Origin of the sequence: Flavobacterium sp. N502540 (assembly GCF_025947365.1) — a bacterium.
Lineage (GTDB): Bacteria > Bacteroidota > Bacteroidia > Flavobacteriales > Flavobacteriaceae > Flavobacterium.
Map to the genome: position 1 here is coordinate 39,897 of NZ_CP110012.1, position 17,859 is coordinate 57,755.

Annotated in this window: 16 protein-coding genes and 3 tRNA genes; 13 read left to right on the plus strand and 6 right to left on the minus strand. The window is 36.6% G+C overall.

Annotated features, from left to right (window positions below):
* Positions 1–281 precede the first annotated feature (281 nt).
* From OLM58_RS00210 to OLM58_RS00220, 3 genes are all read right to left on the minus strand, one after another.
* Positions 282–355, minus strand: a tRNA-Arg gene (locus tag OLM58_RS00210).
* 30 nt (positions 356–385) lie between these two features.
* Positions 386–460 (minus strand) — tRNA-Pro (locus OLM58_RS00215).
* A 14-nt stretch (positions 461–474) separates the two neighbouring features.
* A tRNA-Ser gene (locus tag OLM58_RS00220) sits at positions 475–558 on the minus strand.
* 239 nt (positions 559–797) lie between these two features.
* Between OLM58_RS00220 and OLM58_RS00225 the strand changes: the two genes are divergently transcribed.
* From OLM58_RS00225 to OLM58_RS00240, 4 genes are all read left to right on the plus strand, one after another.
* Positions 798–1,976, plus strand: coding sequence for an acetyl-CoA C-acyltransferase (locus OLM58_RS00225; protein WP_264530707.1), 1,179 nt, complete (start codon positions 798–800; stop codon positions 1,974–1,976).
* 68 nt (positions 1,977–2,044) lie between these two features.
* A complete protein-coding gene (locus tag OLM58_RS00230; RefSeq protein WP_264530708.1) occupies positions 2,045–2,806 on the plus strand; it encodes a C40 family peptidase in 762 nt (253 codons plus the stop codon).
* A gap of 91 nt (positions 2,807–2,897) precedes the next feature.
* Positions 2,898–3,398, plus strand: coding sequence for an antitoxin Xre/MbcA/ParS toxin-binding domain-containing protein (locus tag OLM58_RS00235; RefSeq protein ID WP_017495965.1), 501 nt, complete (start codon positions 2,898–2,900; stop codon positions 3,396–3,398).
* Positions 3,398–3,871 (plus strand): RES family NAD+ phosphorylase, encoded by a 474-nt coding sequence (locus OLM58_RS00240; protein ID WP_264530709.1) that lies wholly within the window; start codon positions 3,398–3,400, stop codon positions 3,869–3,871. The genes OLM58_RS00235 and OLM58_RS00240 overlap by 1 nt, the downstream gene beginning before the upstream one ends.
* Positions 3,872–4,145: 274 nt before the next feature.
* On the opposite strand, the gene OLM58_RS00245 is transcribed toward OLM58_RS00240, so the two are convergent.
* Positions 4,146–4,991, minus strand: coding sequence for an AraC family transcriptional regulator (locus tag OLM58_RS00245; protein ID WP_264530710.1), 846 nt, complete (start codon positions 4,989–4,991; stop codon positions 4,146–4,148).
* Positions 4,992–5,178: 187 nt separating this feature from the next.
* On the opposite strand from OLM58_RS00245, the gene OLM58_RS00250 reads away from it, so the two are divergent.
* From OLM58_RS00250 to OLM58_RS00260, 3 genes are read left to right on the plus strand one after another with little or no spacing between them, the layout of a single operon-like run.
* Positions 5,179–5,784, plus strand: coding sequence for an NAD(P)H-dependent oxidoreductase (locus OLM58_RS00250; RefSeq protein WP_264530711.1), 606 nt, complete (start codon positions 5,179–5,181; stop codon positions 5,782–5,784).
* A gap of 2 nt (positions 5,785–5,786) precedes the next feature.
* Positions 5,787–6,065 (plus strand): putative quinol monooxygenase, encoded by a 279-nt coding sequence (locus tag OLM58_RS00255; protein WP_202704474.1) that lies wholly within the window; start codon positions 5,787–5,789, stop codon positions 6,063–6,065.
* A 12-nt stretch (positions 6,066–6,077) separates the two neighbouring features.
* Entirely contained in the window at positions 6,078–7,058 is a 981-nt protein-coding gene (locus OLM58_RS00260; protein ID WP_264530712.1) for a zinc-dependent alcohol dehydrogenase family protein, read from the plus strand.
* Positions 7,059–7,170: 112 nt separating this feature from the next.
* On the opposite strand, the gene OLM58_RS00265 is transcribed toward OLM58_RS00260, so the two are convergent.
* Positions 7,171–10,851, minus strand: coding sequence for a PKD domain-containing protein (locus OLM58_RS00265; protein WP_264530713.1), 3,681 nt, complete (start codon positions 10,849–10,851; stop codon positions 7,171–7,173).
* Between the two features lie 556 nt (positions 10,852–11,407).
* Between OLM58_RS00265 and OLM58_RS00270 the strand changes: the two genes are divergently transcribed.
* The gene (locus OLM58_RS00270) at positions 11,408–12,688 is read left to right on the plus strand and encodes a DUF2130 domain-containing protein (protein WP_264530714.1); all 1,281 of its coding nucleotides are present in this window, start codon (positions 11,408–11,410) and stop codon (positions 12,686–12,688) included.
* Between the two features lie 251 nt (positions 12,689–12,939).
* Here the strand turns inward: OLM58_RS00270 and OLM58_RS00275 are convergent, their stop codons facing one another.
* Positions 12,940–13,704 carry an META domain-containing protein gene (locus tag OLM58_RS00275; protein ID WP_264530715.1) on the minus strand — a complete coding sequence of 255 codons (765 nt, stop codon included), beginning with the start codon at positions 13,702–13,704 and terminating at the stop codon, positions 12,940–12,942.
* A gap of 269 nt (positions 13,705–13,973) precedes the next feature.
* Here OLM58_RS00275 and OLM58_RS00280 point away from each other — a divergent pair, with 269 nt between their 5' ends.
* The 5 genes from OLM58_RS00280 (at position 13,974) to OLM58_RS00300 (ending at position 17,859) form a co-directional block, all read left to right on the plus strand.
* On the plus strand, positions 13,974–14,558 hold the full coding sequence (locus OLM58_RS00280) for a DUF4202 domain-containing protein (RefSeq protein ID WP_264530716.1): 585 nt from the start codon (positions 13,974–13,976) through the stop codon (positions 14,556–14,558).
* A gap of 127 nt (positions 14,559–14,685) precedes the next feature.
* Positions 14,686–15,345 (plus strand): response regulator transcription factor, encoded by a 660-nt coding sequence (locus tag OLM58_RS00285; protein ID WP_264530717.1) that lies wholly within the window; start codon positions 14,686–14,688, stop codon positions 15,343–15,345.
* 162 nt (positions 15,346–15,507) lie between these two features.
* Positions 15,508–16,221 (plus strand): endonuclease/exonuclease/phosphatase family protein, encoded by a 714-nt coding sequence (locus OLM58_RS00290; RefSeq protein ID WP_264530718.1) that lies wholly within the window; start codon positions 15,508–15,510, stop codon positions 16,219–16,221.
* Positions 16,222–16,224: 3 nt separating this feature from the next.
* Positions 16,225–16,848 (plus strand): class I SAM-dependent methyltransferase, encoded by a 624-nt coding sequence (locus OLM58_RS00295; protein WP_264530719.1) that lies wholly within the window; start codon positions 16,225–16,227, stop codon positions 16,846–16,848.
* A 339-nt stretch (positions 16,849–17,187) separates the two neighbouring features.
* Positions 17,188–17,859, plus strand: a complete 672-nt coding sequence (locus OLM58_RS00300) for a hypothetical protein (RefSeq protein WP_264530720.1) — start codon at positions 17,188–17,190, stop codon at positions 17,857–17,859.

The following is a 17,859-nucleotide window of genomic DNA, read 5'->3' on the forward strand; positions in this document are numbered from 1 at the left end:
TCAAATTAAGTGGCTTTTTTTTGTGAACGCAGAAGGATTCGAACCTTCGACCGTCCCGATTGGAAATCGGGATACCCTATCCAGCTGAGCTACGCTGCGAAAAACCAATCCAACACAAAACAAAAAAGCCACTCAAATTGAGTGGCTTTTTGTGAACGCAGAAGGATTCGAACCTTCGACCGTCCCGATTGGAAATCGGGATACCCTATCCAGCTGAGCTACGCTACGAAAAACCAATCTAACACAAAACAAAAAATCCACTCAAATTGAGTGGCTTTTTGTGAACGCAGAAGGATTCGAACCTTCGACCGCCTGCTTAGAAGGCAGGTGCTCTATCCAGCTGAGCTATGCGTCCATTTTCATTAAACTTCCGACAAAGTTCTTGTCGGGGTGGCAGGATTCGAACCTGCGGCCTCCTGCTCCCAAAGCAGGCGCGATAACCGGGCTACGCTACACCCCGAGGCAAAATCTAAGCGGAGAGACAGGGACTCGAACCCTGGCGACGGTTACCCGTCGACAGATTAGCAATCTGCTCCATTACCGCTCTGGCACCTCTCCAAGCTCAAGAAACGTGTTCTGTTTTGCGGTTGCAAAGGTATAACAACATTCCATATCTCACAACTATTTTGAAGCTTTTTTTTAAGTTTTTTTAATCTTTTTTTCAAAATGCTTCACAATCAAATAAATAGAATTAACTAAAAATTCACATTAAATTTAAAATTCAATCGAATTGACACAAAATTTGAATTTATTTAAATAAAGAGTAAATTTGCTTGATTAACTAATATTAACAGAAAATGAACAAAAGAGTTGTTATCGTTTCTGCCGTTAGAACGCCTATCGGAAGTTTCATGGGAGGTTTATCTACTGTACCTGCCCCAAAATTAGGTGCTGCCGCAATAAAAGGCGCACTTCAAAAAATTAACCTTGACCCAAAATTAGTTGATGAAGTATTTATGGGTAATGTGGTACAGGCCGGAGTTGGTCAGGCACCAGCACGTCAGGCTGCACTTTTTGCCGGTTTATCTGAAGAAGTTGTCGCTACAACTGTAAACAAAGTTTGTGCTTCAGGAATGAAAGCTGTTATGTTTGCCGCACAGGCTATCGCTTGTGGTGATGCTGAAATCGTGGTAGCCGGAGGAATGGAGAACATGAGTTTGATTCCGCATTATGTACAAATGCGTAACGGAACTAAATTCGGCCCTGCTTCTATGCTTGACGGAATGCAAAAAGATGGTTTGACAGATGCTTACGATAACAACGCAATGGGAGTTTGCGCTGATTTATGTGCATCTGAATACAACATCAGCCGCGAAGAACAGGATAATTTTGCGATTCAATCTTATGAAAGAAGTGCAAAAGCTTGGGATGCCGGAAAATTTGATAACGAAATTGTACCAGTAGAGGTTCCACAAAGACGTGGTGAACCTGTCATCGTTTCAAAAGACGAGGAATACACCAATGTAAAACTGGATAAGATCCCTACACTAGGTGCTGTTTTCACTAAAGACGGAACGGTTACTGCTGCTAATGCTTCTACGATAAACGACGGAGCCGCTGCTTTAATTTTAATGTCTGAAGAAAAAGCAACTTCCTTAGGATTAAAACCTCTTGCTTACATAAAAGGATATGCTGATGCTGCTCAGGAACCAAAATGGTTTACTACAAGTCCGGCAAAAGCATTACCGAAAGCTTTAGACAAAGCCGGAATTTCAGTAAATGATGTTGATTATTTCGAATTCAACGAAGCATTTGCTGTTGTTGGATTAGCCAATTCAAAAATTCTTAATCTTGACAACGATAAAGTAAACGTAAACGGTGGAGCTGTTTCCTTAGGTCATCCTCTAGGATGCTCGGGAGCAAGAATCATCGTGACTTTACTAAGTGTTTTAGAACAAAACAATGCCAAAACCGGAGCTGCAGCAATTTGCAACGGTGGTGGAGGTGCTTCGGCAATTGTTATCGAGAGAGCTTAAATACTATTCTATTAGGAGTTATTTGTTTTCCAGATAACTCCTAATTTTTAACTTATAAATTACCCTAAATGTTCGGAATTTGCAATCTAGCCATAGTACCCGTACGATCTGAGCCAAGCGACAGAAGTGAAATCGTTACTCAACTTTTGTTTGGTGAACATATCGAGATTTTGGAACGTCAAAATCAATGGGCCCGAATAAGAATTCAGTACGACGACTATGAAGGCTGGGTAGACCCCAAACAGTACCAGGTTATTTCGGAAGCAAATTTTAAACAATTAAGCAATGATGCTATTATTCTGAATGCTGATTTGATTGATTATATCACTTCTTCCAACAATTTATTGCTACCCATTCCGCTTGGCGCATCTCTGTCTTTTTTAAATAACAGTGAAATCAATATCTCAAATTTTGATTTCGAAGGCACCAAGACCAGCGGTATAAAACCTAAGAGCGCAATCATAACTACCGCTTTTATGTATTTGAACGCACCTTACCTTTGGGGAGGCAAAACCCCTTTTGGAATTGACTGTTCGGGTTTCACTCAGATGGTCTACAAATTAAACGGCTATAAAATTCATCGTGATGCCTCACAACAGGCTCTTGACGGAGAACCTTTGAGCTTTATCGAAGAAAGCGAAGCCGGCGACCTGGCCTTTTTTGATAACGACGAAGGAAACATCACACATGTTGGTATTATTATGGACAATAATTACATCATTCACGCCAGCGGTAAAGTTCGCATTGATCGCTTGGATCACTTAGGAATCTACAATCCCGAAACAAACAAACACACTCACAAATTGCGTGTAATTAAAAAGATCATTTAACTCTATCCTTGTAAATCGGAAATATTTTTTTTCTCCAAACTTTGATATGAACAACAAAATTGTTGTATCTTTATAGCAAAATAGTTGTATCATGGAAAAGATCAAACAAAATACAGAACCTTTTGATACTAAGAGAAGCATTCGAAATGCTTCCGGGAAAGTAATTTCTATTAAAAGATCAACTCTAAGTTCTGATGGGAAAGAATACAGCTGGAGCAACAAAATGGAACGCGTTGGAGTTATCCGATCCGGTATTCCTTATGATTCGATTGAAGTCATCAGCAGGCGATTAAACAACCCTGTAAAATCTATGCTGGCAATTGTGGGAATTCCTCAAACCACTTACAATAAGAAAAAAAGCGAACATCTACTTTTAGACAGCAGAGACAGTGAATTGGTTATTTTAATCAATGAACTGATCGATTATGGCCTGGAAGTTTTTAATAATGAAGAGGAAAAATTTCAAAGGTGGCTTAAAAAGCCTAATTTATCTATTGGCGGAAGCACACCTGAAAACATGCTGGACACTGTAACCGGAATTAACGAGGTGAAATTTAGTTTAAACCGATTAGAGTACGGAAACTTAGCTTAATGAAGGTTTTTAGAATTGAAAGAGAAAAATACCTCTCCTCTACTTTAGCAGGAATCGGTGCCTCAATGTCTGAAGGTTTCCGATGGAACAGCCTCAACACCCGTATGGTTTACACAGCGGAAAGCCGCGCATTAGCTACACTTGAAGTATCTGTTCATTTAGATTTAAGTGAAGATTTGCCTTTGGATCGATTTTATGTGGAAATCGAAATCCCGGATGAAATCACCATTCAGGAAGTTCGTCTGGAAGATTTACCGGAAGACTGGAATTCCAAACCACCAATCCTAATAACACAAACGATTGGCGACGATTTTATTGATTACAATGAAGCTGCTATTTTAAAAGTTCCAAGCTGTATTGTACCGCAGGAATTCAATTACCTTATAAATCCGGCTCATCCGGACAGTAAGAAAATTAAAGTTGTCAGCACCAACCGAATGAATTTTGATTCGAGATTTCAAAACAAACACTAATTTCACGAATTCACACGAATTAAAATCTTTCTAATCCATCTAATCTGTGGCAAAAAACTAGTACCAATTAGTGTAATTCATATTGAAACACCAATTTCACGAATTAGCACGAAGTAAAAATCTATTTAATCGTACCAATCTGTGGCAAAAAATTTAGTACAAAATAGTGTAATTCATATTGAAGCACCAATTTCACAAATTAGCACGAAGTAAAAATCTATTTAATCGTTCCAATCTGTGGCAAAAAAATTAGTACAAAATAGTGTAATTCATGTTAGGCACTGATCCTGATTGTTTTTCTAAACTCAGAAGGGCTATTTCCTTTTTGTTTCTTAAAGAATTTATTGAAATGGCTTTCATCTGTAAAACCAAATTCATAAGCTATTTCATTAATTCGTTTATCACTGAATTGCAAACGATGTTCAATCAATTTTGTTTTATAATTACTAATGTACTGCTGCATGGTTTCGTTTGCGTGCTTCTTGAAATAGCGCCCTAAATAGGTGCTTGAAATTCCGAAGAAGTCACTAATCGATTCTGCTTTGATTTTCTCAGGATAATAAATATTGTTTTGAATGTATTGCAAGATGTCCATTGCTTTTGCCTCACACCCAATATTTACTTGTTCCGGCAAATACTTCGCAATGTTACGGGCAACTACAATAATAAGGGTGTTTACCAATTGCTGAATCAATTCTTTATTATACACATCTTTATCTTCATACTCCCTAATAATTGCCTCTACCATAACTTTCACCAAACATTTATCGGCAACATTTTTTAAAATACAGCCCGGTTGATGATTCGCATTTTGTAGAATATACTCTAAACGTTGTATATTTTCGTTCTGCAGACTAGAGTTTTTCAGATAAATATCATTAAATCTTAAAAAGAAAAAATTTGTTTTGGTCTCAATGGTAAAATTATGACAGTCTTCGGGTGTCAGCAAAAATAAATGTCCCTCATCGTATTCAAAAACATTTTTATTGATGCATTGTAAGCCTGTTCCTTTTAAAACATAAACCAATTCAAAAAAGTTATGACGATCTCCCACATCCGGATATACATCTAAAGTCTCAAAAGAAACACTAAACGGTTCGTATAAATTTTCTTTTTTCATTTTGTCTGTTATTTATTGTAGCCGCAAATATACCTAAAAAACACAAATATATACCATTTAAAACAGTTAAAAACGGTATAATTTTGCTACGTAGTTTTTCAGCATCTTTTCTAAGACGTTAAAAAAACATGCTTCAATCTATTACAACAATTTATACGAAAACAAAATTTATAAGAACATTTACAAAATGAAGAAAATTTTTATTATCAACGGCGGGCAAAACTTTGCTCATTCAGGTGGAAAATTCAATCAAACCATTACGGACTGGACTATAGAATATTTAACGACCAGCAATAAATATGAAGTGAGAACAACTCATATTCAGGATGAAATCGATCTTGAAAAGGAAGTCGAAAAATTCGTATGGGCTGATTTAGTGATTTATCATACGCCAATCTGGTGGTTTCACGTTCCTAATCTTTTTAAGAAATATATTGACGATGTTTTTACTGAGGGTCATGAGAAAGGAATTTACAAAAATGATGGCAGAACAAGAACGAATCCTGATATTAATTATGGTACAGGCGGGCTTTTACATGGGCGAAAATACATGCTTACCACGAGCTGGAATGCTCCTGCAACGGCTTTCACACTTCCGGGAGAATTTTTTGAAGAAACTACTGTAGACGAAGGAGTTATGTTTGGTTTCCATAAAATGAATCAATTTGTAGGAATGGAAAAACTGGATGGTTTTCATTTTCATGATGTAGAAAAGGGGGCAACTGAAGAAAATATTGGTATCTTTAAACAAAACTATACCAACCATTTAAAACAAATCTTTAAAACTATATGATTATGATTTCAATTACTGCTATTTTAAAAAGTAAACCGGAAAATACAGCTCAAATCAAAAACATGTTAAACCATTTGGTTACTGAAACCAGAAAAGAAGAGGCTTGTATTCGATATGATCTGCATCACAGCGAAAATGTTTTTATTATTTGGGAAGAATGGAAAGATCAGCCTGGCCTTGATATTCATAACAATCAGCAGTATCTGCAGGATTTTATTAAACAAAGTGAAGGTTTAATCTCCTCGCCCATTCAGGTTTACAAAACAGTACAAATATTATAATCAAAGTTAGCAATGAGAGCACTTTTAACAACTACTTACGAATCTGATTTTGTAAGTACTGAAATAGAAAAACCAACTCCAAAAGAAGGAGAAGTTTTAATCAAAATTCACGCAAGCGGCGTTAATCCTATCGATAACAAAATTCGTATTAGGGTTTCACCTTATGCATCGCCTGTTTTACCAGCGGTATTAGGAACAGATCTTGCCGGCGTTGTTGAAGCAGTTGGAAAAAATGTTACCGATTTTAAAATTGGGGATGAAGTTTACGGGCTCGCCGGAGGTGTTTTGGGACTTCAGGGAACATTAGCGGAATACACTGCCGTTGACGCCGATTTACTGGCCATAAAACCAAAGAACCTGACTATGAAAGAGGCCGCAGCAATTCCATTGGTACTGCTTACGGCTTGGGAGGGGTTAATTGACAGAGCAAAAGTAAAGAAAGGGGATCAGGTTTTGGTTCATGCCGGAGCCGGAGGTGTTGGCCACATGGTGGTACAGCTTGCCCACATTTTTGGTGCTGATGTTTATGCGACCGTTTCTCCTCAAAAAGCAGCCATCGTTGAATCATATGGAGCAACTCCAATTGATTATAAAACAGTAAAAGTTGAAGATTATGTAAAGCAATTTACAGACGGAAAAGGTTTTGACATTATTTACGATACGGTTGGAGGTCAATCTTTGGATGATTCTTTTGCTGCTATCCGACATTATGGTCAAATTGCCAGTTGCTATGCTTTTGGAACGCATACGTTGGCAACGGGATCACTTCGATCTGCGAGTTTACATGGTGTTTTTGTTTTACACCCGATGATTAGCGGTGAGGGCAGAAAACATCATGGAGATATTTTAAAAGAAGCTACAAAATTTATAGAAGAAGGGAAGTTAAAACCTCTTATTGATCCCAGAAGCTTTACTTTAGATACTGCTATGGAAGCTCACAAAGCGGTTAGTGACAGTTCATCTGTTGGAAAAATTGTTGTGGATATCGTTTAATTTCAAAATTTGATCCTTTTTTTGGGGAGGGTCAATTTTCTGATAAATCATTAAATAAAAAAGAGACTGTATCCCAACGGACACAGTCTCTCTCTTTTTATAACAGCCTAAATTACTGCTTTATGATTTTTTGGGTGAAAGTTTTCTTCGCTGAAGAAGTTACATTAAGAAAATATACCCCTCTAGTTTTCCCCGATAAATTAATTGTTTTTTCTGTGTTATTTCCTCCGGAAAAAGTTTCGGTATGAATCATTTTCCCTTCTGCACTATGCACTGTAACGGTATAGTTATCCGATGATGGTGTTACCAGATGAAAAACATTAGCGGATGGATTCGGATATACCTGAACTCCTGTTAAACTGTTTATTTCTCTTGGTTTTGTTACGGCTAAATTAGGTCCGTTATCTATTTTTAAGTTATCGAACCAAATTCTGGTCCCATATCCTGATGTGTTTTTGAATTTAATTAAAACATTTTTTTGCTGTTTTACTATACTCAGATCAATTTTTTCGGCTCTCCAATCGGAATCTTTGGTTGGTATCCAATCGTTTGTTTCGTTTGATCCGGTTGTTGCAGGATCGTCCTGAATTGCCGGTGAAACTGTCTGCAGCTGTATTTGATTTTTAGAATAAACATTCGTCCAGGTAACACCACAATCTGAAGACACCAATATATCAATATGATCAGGAGCAGGCGCCGGATCATAAGCGTTTAAATACTGCGTATAAGCCAAATCAAAATATAAATAAGGGGTTGTTGCAGAAGATAAATCAAATGCTTTTAAAATGAGTTCGTCTATCTTATCCGTTGGATTATCGGCATTATTGATGACCAGACAGGACAAATCGCCTTTACCCACATCTGAACGTTTTTCCCATGTAATAGCATCTTTATCAGGATTAATGATTTCCCAATCCTGAATAGGAAAACTTTCTTCAAAATTTTCCGAGAATGGAAGACTATTTTTACTTTTCACCACTACAATACCATTTTTTGTCATCGTAGACCCCGTTCCATTTGCATTAGAAGCTGTCATAGTCACATTGTAAGTTCCCGGACTATCATAAACTACAGCAGGCTGTTTACTTGTTGAAGAAGATGGTGTGCCTCCCGGAAATGACCAAATCCAGGCAGTAGGTTCTCCGGTCGAGTTATCTTTAAATGTAATCGGGAGATCACTGCATTGCCTTTCATCCTTAATCAAAAATTCTGAAAACGGAGTTTCTTTACTGTCAAAATTGAATTTCAAATTGTCTATCCAAATTCTCGCTCCATATCCTGAAGTATTTTTAAATTTAAATAAAACATTTGCTTCTCCTTTATAATCGGATAAAATCACTCGTTCGGTTCTCCAATGTGAATCTGAAGTTGGAATCCAATTGTTTGCATCGTTGCTAGCAAATGTTTCCAGTTCAGTGTGCGTTTTTTTATAAACACTTTCCCAGGTTACACCACAATCTTTTGAAACCAAAACTTCGAGAACATCGGGACTCACAGCATCAAATTTTGCATAAGCAACATCAAATGAAAAATCAGTTATTCCAACCGATAGATCTGCAGGTTTCAGAATGATTTCATCTACTTCATCTACTTTATCATTATCAGCATTATTCATTACCATACAAGATGCCGAATTATGCCCTACTCCGATACGCTGTTCCCAGGCTAATTTGTTATCGGGATTAATAATTTCCCAATCTGCAGGCGGAAAAGAACCTTCAAACCCTTCGGTAAAAGAAGTTTTATAAGGATCAACAATATTAATAAAATTATTTCTGGTAAGCGTTGTGCCTATGCCTTCCGCATTTTTAGTAGTCAATGTTACAGCATAAGAACCCGGTGAATTGTACATTACAACTGGATTTTGATCTGTAGAAGTTGCCGGTGTACCTCCCGGAAATGACCAATTCCATGAGGTAGGATTTCCTGTTGAAACATCTAAAAACGGAGCTGTAATACTGGTACAATTTGTTCCTCTGATGTTCGAAGCAAAATCTGAAACCGGGGTGCCAGCCTGCGTAACGGCAACATTTACATTGTCAATCCAAATTCGTGTACCATAACCCGAAATATTTACAAAACGAATAGAAACATTATTATTTCCTTCATAAGCACTAAGGTCTACAACTTCTTTTCGCCAATTGGCATCAACAGCAGGTATCCAGTTATTGGCCTGAGCCGTAGGAACCGCTGTGGTTTCTAATAATGTGTGTGTTTTTGAATAAACATCATTCCAGGTCTGTCCGCAATCTGTAGAAACCTGTACTTTTAAAACATCGGGACTGGCATCATCAAACTTTGTATAAGCTACGTCAAAGAACAGCTGACTGTTTTGCCCGGCCGCAAAATCAAAATAAGGCAATCTAATATAATCCAAAGCCCCTAATACTGAATTATCGGCATTGTTCATGATCATACACGAACTGTCATTATGCCCCACTCCTTTTCGCTTTTCCCAGCCTAACCCCTTATCCGGATTTGTAATTTCCCATCCCGAAGGCGGAAAAGCACCTGCAAAACTTTCCGTTAAATTCGCAGTCGATTTTTGATCTACTTCTATATAATTGGGTACTTCTATGGTATTTGTTCCTTGTGAATTGGTTACCTTTAAAGTTACTTTATACTTTCCTGATGTGTTATAAGTCACCACCGGATTTTGATCTGTAGAGGTTGCCGGAGTTCCTGCTTCGAATGTCCAGACTCTTGAATTTGGCAATCCTAAAGAAACATCTTTAAAAACAATACTTTTACCTGAACAAATAGCGGTTGTACTGCTGCTAAAATTAGCCGTCGGATTGCTTTCGATAGCCCCAACTGCAGTAAGATTAGCGGGATCCCATAATACCCCCCTTGGATATTTAGCAACCGTTTTGTCTTCTAACCAATATTTCATTGCATTCGTCTGATCCCTGGTATACATGTTCTGGCAATCGGTATTATAGTCCATGTGATTTTCGGCATTGGCATAAACTCCACAGCTGTTTAGTACGTTTCTCGTACAGCCTTCAGCAACTTTCGTAGGAGGAGTATCAGCCATCCCGTCGTTTACCGGATCACAATCGTCCTGGAAAGTGTGTTTTAATCCGAAGTAATGACCAAACTCATGTGTCATAACTTTTGCAAAAGTAGCACTGGCGTTCGATCCGCAAGTACTTCCGATGTACCTGTGGTTGTAAGCAACACGCGGTATTGCATCCTGAATTGGTAAAAAAGCATGTCCTGACCCAACAGATCCCTGTCCGGTATTAGGTTCATCTACCACCAAAACATCCAGATAATACCTGTTGTTTTTACCGTACCATATATGATCATAGATTCTGGCATCGTAACCATCAGCAATATGGGCTTCAGGATGCCAGTCCAGACCCGGAATTTCTAATAGATTTCCTTCAGGATCAACGGTCGCTAAAACAAACTGAATGTTCAATTTACTTTTAATGGCGTCAAAACGAGGATCGGTCATGGCATATTCCGGAAACAAACCATTAAAATCCTTGTTCACCGTTAGCAGCGCGTCGTCGATTCGACATTTCATCTGTTCTTTGGTAAAAACATTATTAATATTAGTTCCGTCGGCCAAAATGTGAAACACCACGGGGATAATATAAGGAACAGTAGCAGCTTTCTTTGTATTTCCTTTTTTCCAGGTTTTAATTTTAGAAAGCGATTTCATAAATGCAGTCTCTTCCTTTTGAGATAATTGGGTTCCACAACCAATTGGATTCTGGTTTTGCCCAAAGGAAATGCAACATTGAAGCAGAAAAACTGCAGCAATAAAGTAGTTTTTTTTCAAAATAATAGTCTTTTTGTTAATTGTTATTTCAAATACAAAATCAATAAAAAACCTGTTAAAAAGATCAACTTTTAAAACAAATCAACTTACAATCATTCATATTTGATAGTTTTTTTTTATAAAATTATTTAATTAACAACTGGAAAAAAGATATTATCTTATTGTAAAATAATTGTATGTTATCTAGTTTTTATTGTTTCGACTGATCCAAAAAAGAAAAAACATCCTTCTAAAAATGTATTTTCTACACAATTCGGAACTGTTTTGAAAAAGAAGTAAAAGAACTCTTTCAGTATCCGAAACACAATATTTTAAAAAATAAGAAAAACACTACCATTTAGCTGCTAAATTTAGAATCGTCTGTATGAGTTAGATTAAGGCAACTTTAGACACAAAATCACTCCAATATCCAAAACAAAAATTTCTATATCTTAATTTCTTTGTTTTTGTTTAAAATATATTCTTCCTGAAAATTCATAAAATTTAGTAGCAAAAAAAACCTCCTTTTTAAATATCTTAGCAGAATATTACCATCCTTAAATAAAATCAACAAAAAATGGCTGAGCAATCTTCAATCCAGTGTCCCAATTGCGGCACACCAATCGATGTAAATGATGTTTTGAAACATCAATTGGAAGATAGTATCCGTAAAGAATTTCAACAAAAAGCCAGTGCTCAGTCCAAAGAACTGGAACTTAAAAACGAGCAATTTGAAAAAGCAAAAGCTGAATTTGAAGCCAAGAAAAAACAGGAAAATGAACTTTTTGCTGAAAGGCTGGAACGCGAAAGAAAAGTAGCCGAAAAAGAAATTACTCAAAAATTAAAAACCAAACTCGAAGAAGAAAACAAAGATCGTTTGCTTCTAATGGAAAAAGAGCTTTCGGAAAAATCTGAGAAACTTCGTGAGCTTAATAAAATGGAAGGTGAAATTGCGAAACTTCAACGTGAAAAACTCGAAATGAAGGAGGCAATAGAAACGGAAGCTCAAAAACAGCTTAACGCTACTTTGATTCTGGAACGCGACAAAATCCGAAAACAAGAAGAAGAAAAAAACGAATTAAAAATAAAAGAATACCAAAAACAGTCTGACGATCAGAAAAAGCTGATTGAGGAAATGAAACGCAAGCAGGAACAGGGGTCTATGCAATTGCAAGGTGAAGTAATGGAACTTGCGATTGAAGAATGGCTGGCCAGTAATTTTCCGTTAGACACTATTGATGAAATAAAAAAAGGAGCTAATGGTGCCGACTGTCTTCAGGTTGTAAATACCCGAGAGGTACAAAATTGTGGTTCTATTTATTATGAAAGTAAGCGCACTAAAGCTTTCCAGCCTGCCTGGATTGAAAAATTCAAGAATGACATCCGAACCAAAAAGGCCAATATTGGTGTTTTGGTCACTGAGGTGATGCCTGCCGGAATGGATCGTATGGGTATGCGCGACGGGATCTGGATTTGTACTTATGAAGAATTTAAAGGGCTAAGTGCTGTTTTACGTCAATCTTTAATACAGGTTAGCCAGGCCGTTCAGGCACAGGAGAACAAAGGCGATAAAATGTCGATGCTCTATGATTTTTTAACCAGCAATGAATTTCGCTTACAGGTAGAAGGAATTGTGGAGGGCTTCACACAAATGCAGAGTGATCTGGAATCTGAAAAAAGAGCCATGCAGCGTATCTGGAAACAACGCGAGAAGCAAATTGAAAAAGTAGTTCATAATACTCTGGGAATGTACGGCTCGATTCGCGGTATTGCCGGAAATGCTGTTCAGACCGTAAGAGCTTTAGAACTTGATTTTATCGAAGAAGAAGAAGAACCGAACACAAAAGAACTGGAATAATACCGATGGTAAATTCAATATAGTCCAATTGCATTGTATTATTTTCATATGACATCGGGATTCTATCAGACTAAAATATAAGTAAATTGATCTAATTACACAACTTGTGTATTTTTTACCCTTCGGATTATTATCTAAAATAATTTGCCATTCCAATCAGCGAATTTTCCTGAACAATACTGCTTATTTCAGCATTAATCTTTGGAAATTCATCGCAATCGGAATGGCAAATTTTATTTATAAGACGGGATTTAGTCTACTTTTCTAAAAACTAATAATTTCCCATCAGGATTAGAAAGTGTCAATCTTAAATTTTCAATTGAATAAGTAGTTGTTTTTTGCAATGTTTCTACAAATTCACCCTCTTTATTCGCCGGCATACAAGCCATTAAAGTCGAAATTACATCAGAGAATCTTAACAATCCTTTTTCGAAGAAGATTTTTCCTCCAATATTATTACAGCCTCCAAATCCTGAAAATGTATTCTCAGCAGCATTAATTTCGATACGTGGCATTTCTTTTTGGAAGTCAGAAGAAGTTAGTTTTCTTCCATTCAACTCCTCTAAAACCCAGATATCATGCAAACGATAATCCGTAATATACTTACCACAACCGTTTAAAGTTTTACCATTCATTTCTACTTTAACGGTATAAGGGGAAACGGCACCTGACATTGAATCCGTGCATTCAAATTGCTGAACGGTAATAGTAGCCTCAGTTTTCCCATTTTTTACTCTATACATTTTTACGTTAGCATCCATTGCTCTGATTGGTTCAACAGCATCAAAACTAATGGACTCCATTCCTTCGATCAATGATGTAAAAACAATTTTATCTTTTCCAAATTTCAATCCCCAAAATGGTTCATTTCCAGTAGCTTTAAAATAAACATTTAGATCTTCTTCTTCTGAATTTGTTTTAGAAGTTGTTTCTTTTGTGTTTGTTTTTTTAACTGCAACCGACTTACAACTTAAGATCACAGACATTAAGGCGCATAGTAAAAGTACTTTTTTCATATCATTAAAATTTTTTATTATGCCTTCACACTAGAAAAAACCGAGCCAAAAATCGATACTGCCCGTTTTTTATGATTTTTTTAAGCAGAACATATCATTAAAAACAAGAAAAATAACACAATTGCTAAAATAAACTTAATCCCTAAAAAATACTGCCAGGCAATACCCTTTTATAATGCGGAGTAAAACAAATCCTCCCTCTCCTTTCGGAAAAAATTTACCAAACAACTAATTTCTGTATCTTTGAACTCTATTATTTTACTAAAAAAATGACTACACCTTTTCAAAAAGCCAGCCAGTTGATTGATGCTGAGAACGCTCAGGATCCTAATATCGAAATCGATCAAAATACAGAATATCCAAAAGAATTATTGTATTCTGATCGGATGTATAAACGATTGATGCAGTTTGAACCTGAAGCTTCAGAAGCTATTCAGATTGCCTCTAAAGCACAACACATCTGCCGATGGAAGGTGGCACGCGAATCGTATCCAATGGATCGTGTAGGATATTTGAAATGGCGAGAAGAACTTAAAAAATTTCACGCAAAAACCACAGCTGGAATTTTGGAAAAAGCAGGCTATGCTTCTGAATTTATCGATCGGGTTTCCTTTCTAATTGAAAAGAAGCTTCTAAAAAAAGATGCCGAAACACAACTGTTGGAAGATGTAATTTGTTTGGTTTTCTTAGAATATTATCTGGATCCGTTTGTGCACAAACACGATGAAGAGAAACTCAAAAACATCATTAAGAAGACTTGGGATAAAATGTCTGACAAAGGGCATCAGGAAGCCTTGAAGATTAGCTACACTGAAGAAAATTTAAATCTGATAAAAGCCTCTTTAGGTCTTTAACTTCATTTTAAATTAAGAAAAATTCCTTTCAGTATCTTCTTCGTAATTCTTCATTCATATTACGTATATTTGCGTAGTCAATTTAGACCAATATACGTAGGGTCTTGAAGTAACAATTAAATAAATAATGAATAAAACGATTCGGGTAGTCCTCGCGGATAATCATGTTTTTGTAAGGGATGGAATAAAATCTTTGTTGGAAAACGAAGTAAACATAGAAGTTGTAGGCGAAGCTACAGATGGAATCGATACACTCGAAGCTGTTGCTGCAAGTGAGCCAGACTTACTTATACTAGACATACGTATGCCACATTTAACCGGTATTGAAGTAGTCGAAAAACTTAGAAGTGAAAATAATAAGGTTAAGATTATTATACTCACCACGCATGAATCTGAAGAATACGTATTAGGTGCATTGAAAGCAGGTGCCGAAGGGTATTTACTAAAAGATTCCAGCAAGGAAGAATTTTTAAAAGCCTTACATACCGTTTTAAACGGAGGAAAATATTACAGCGGTGATGTTTCAGGAATTTTGATTCATCACTTTGTGCATTGTACTGTTTCATTAGGGCGCAAACAAACTTTAGCCGACGAAATCACGATTACCAAGAGAGAAAAAGAAATTCTGTCTCTTTTATTATCCGGAAAAGGGAATAAGGAAATTGGCGAAACTCTTAAAATCAGTAAGCGTACTGCCGAAGTTCATCGCTTTAACTTAATGAAAAAACTAAAAGTAAAAAACCTGATGGAGCTTTCAAACAAAGCAACTGAGTATTCTTTGCTATAAAAATTACGTACAATTACGTAACTAATCTGCCCGGAAATACGATATTCGATCTGCCCTTTTCGATTTCTGAAAAGGGCATTTTTTTGTTCTGCAAATACCCTGATAAAACTCATTAATTTGGTATATTTGAGAGGATCTTTTCTGAGACAAGAAAATTAGCTTATGAAAATTATAGCATGGAATTGTAATATGGCATTCCGAAAAAAAGCAGCATTTCTAGAAGCTTATAATGCTGATATTGTTGTCGTTTCTGAATGTGAAAACCCTGAAAATCTAAAGTTCAGTCTCCATACAAAATTACCAAACGACCTGCTTTGGTACGGAACCAATCCTTACAAGGGACTTGGTGTTTTTTCCTACAATACCTATAGGTTTCAATTACTGGACTGTCACAATCCATTGTTCAAAAACATTTTACCCATAGCAGTAACCGGCGGGGATGTTGATTTTACTCTGTTTGCCATTTGGGCCAATAATCCTCAGGACAAAGACGGACAATATGTAACTCAGATTTGGAAAGCGATTCATTATTACGAAGATCTGATCACCGAAAACAAGACCATTTTAATTGGAGATTTCAATAGCAATACAATTTGGGACAAACCCCGAAGAGAAGGAAATCACACAACCGTTGTAAACAAACTAGGCGAACAACAAATTTTTAGTACCTATCACAAATACTTCAATCAAATACAAGGTAAAGAAGAGCATCCTACTTTATATCTTTACCGGCATGAAAACAAACCCTACCACCTTGACTACTGCTTTGCCTCGCAAGATTTCATGAAAGTTTTAGAAAGTGTAGAAGTGGGCACTTATCGCGATTGGATTATGCACAGCGATCACATCCCTTTAATCATTAATTTCAATATATAAATCATGACCAACTCCTGGACCGAACGGTGGAACGACCGTTACAGCGCCGAAGAATTTGCTTACGGCACCGCACCCAACAATTATTTAAAAGAATCATTAGAAAAACAAGACCTCGGAACGATTCTTTTTCCCGCTGAGGGAGAAGGCCGAAATGCCGTTTATGCAGCTAAACTGGGCTGGAAAGTTTCGGCATTTGATATTAGTTCAGAAGGGAAAAACAAAGCCCTTAAACTTGCTGAATCCGAAAATGTCATTCTGGATTATCAGGTTGGAGAACTTGAAACCTTAGAATATCAGCCGGAGCAATTTGATGCTATTGCTCTAATTTATGCCCACTTTCCCGCAGCGATTAAATCGTCAATTCATAAAACTCTTGATCAATACCTTCGCAAGGGCGGCTGTATCATTTTTGAAGCTTTCAGTAAAAAGCATTTAGATTATCTCGCCATAAATGATAAAGTAGGCGGGCCAAAAGATATTGCTTCTCTGTTTTCAATTGAAGAAATCCAATCTGACTTTCCTAATTATGAGATCATCACACTGGAAGAAAAAGAAATTGAACTCAAAGAGGGCCTTTTTCATAACGGAAAAGGTTCCGTAATCCGATTTATCGGAAAGAAAAAATAATTATTTTACCTCAACTTCGCAGGGACGTATTATTACGTCTCTGCCCTGCTTCTTTTCTCAAACTTCATAAAAAAGTTCTCCTTCTATAACTTACCATTACTCCTTCCACTATCTCTTTTTACACCTTAATTTCTCCATTTTTCCAAGTAGAATTGTTAAGAGATTTAAATCTCTAATTTTAGAAATTCACGCAAATAATTCACTTTCAAATACTTAATGTTAAAATTTATCCAAAAACTTAACATTACAAAACTTGTTTTATCATTATCTTTACTTAACTATAAATTAACCATTTGGTTACATTACCAGTAATTAACCTTATCTAAAAGCGTATTAAATATGGAAAACAAGACCGAAGAAACGAATCCTGAGAAGATCGATTCACCAAAAACTGAAACCATTCAACCTGTTACTGATAATGTAAAACCTGTTACCGCTCCTGTTAAAAAAGCCCCCGTTCGTAAAGCGCCAGCTACCAAAACAACAGCAGCAAAGCCAACTGCAACTAAACCGGTAGCTCCAAAAGCTCCGTCAGCTTCGGTTGCAAAAGCAGCAACGACGACCACAGCAAAAAGCCCTGCCAAAGCGGTTGTAAAACCGGCAGCAGTGACTACACCTAAACCGGCCGTACCAAAAGCACCGGCAAAAACCACAGCAGCAACAGCTGCTAAGCCAGTAGAAAAAGCGGTTACGGAAACAGCTGTTTCTAAACCAAAAGAAGAAAATACTAACCAGGCGGTTAAAATCGAAGATACCGAAAAAGATAAAGCTGCTAAAAAAGCCAAAAAAGTGAAAGACAAAGAGAAAGAAAAAGCCAAAAAGAAACTGGCTAAGAAAAAAGAGAAAGCTAAAAAAGATAAAAAGAAAGAAAAAGCTAAAAAGGCAAAACTAAAAGCTGCTGCCAAGAAAAAAGAAAAAGCAAAAAAAGCAAAGGAGAAAGCCAAAGCTAAAAAAATTGCCAAAAAGAAAGTAAAAGCTAAAAAAAAGGCAAAAGCCAAAAAGAAAAAATAA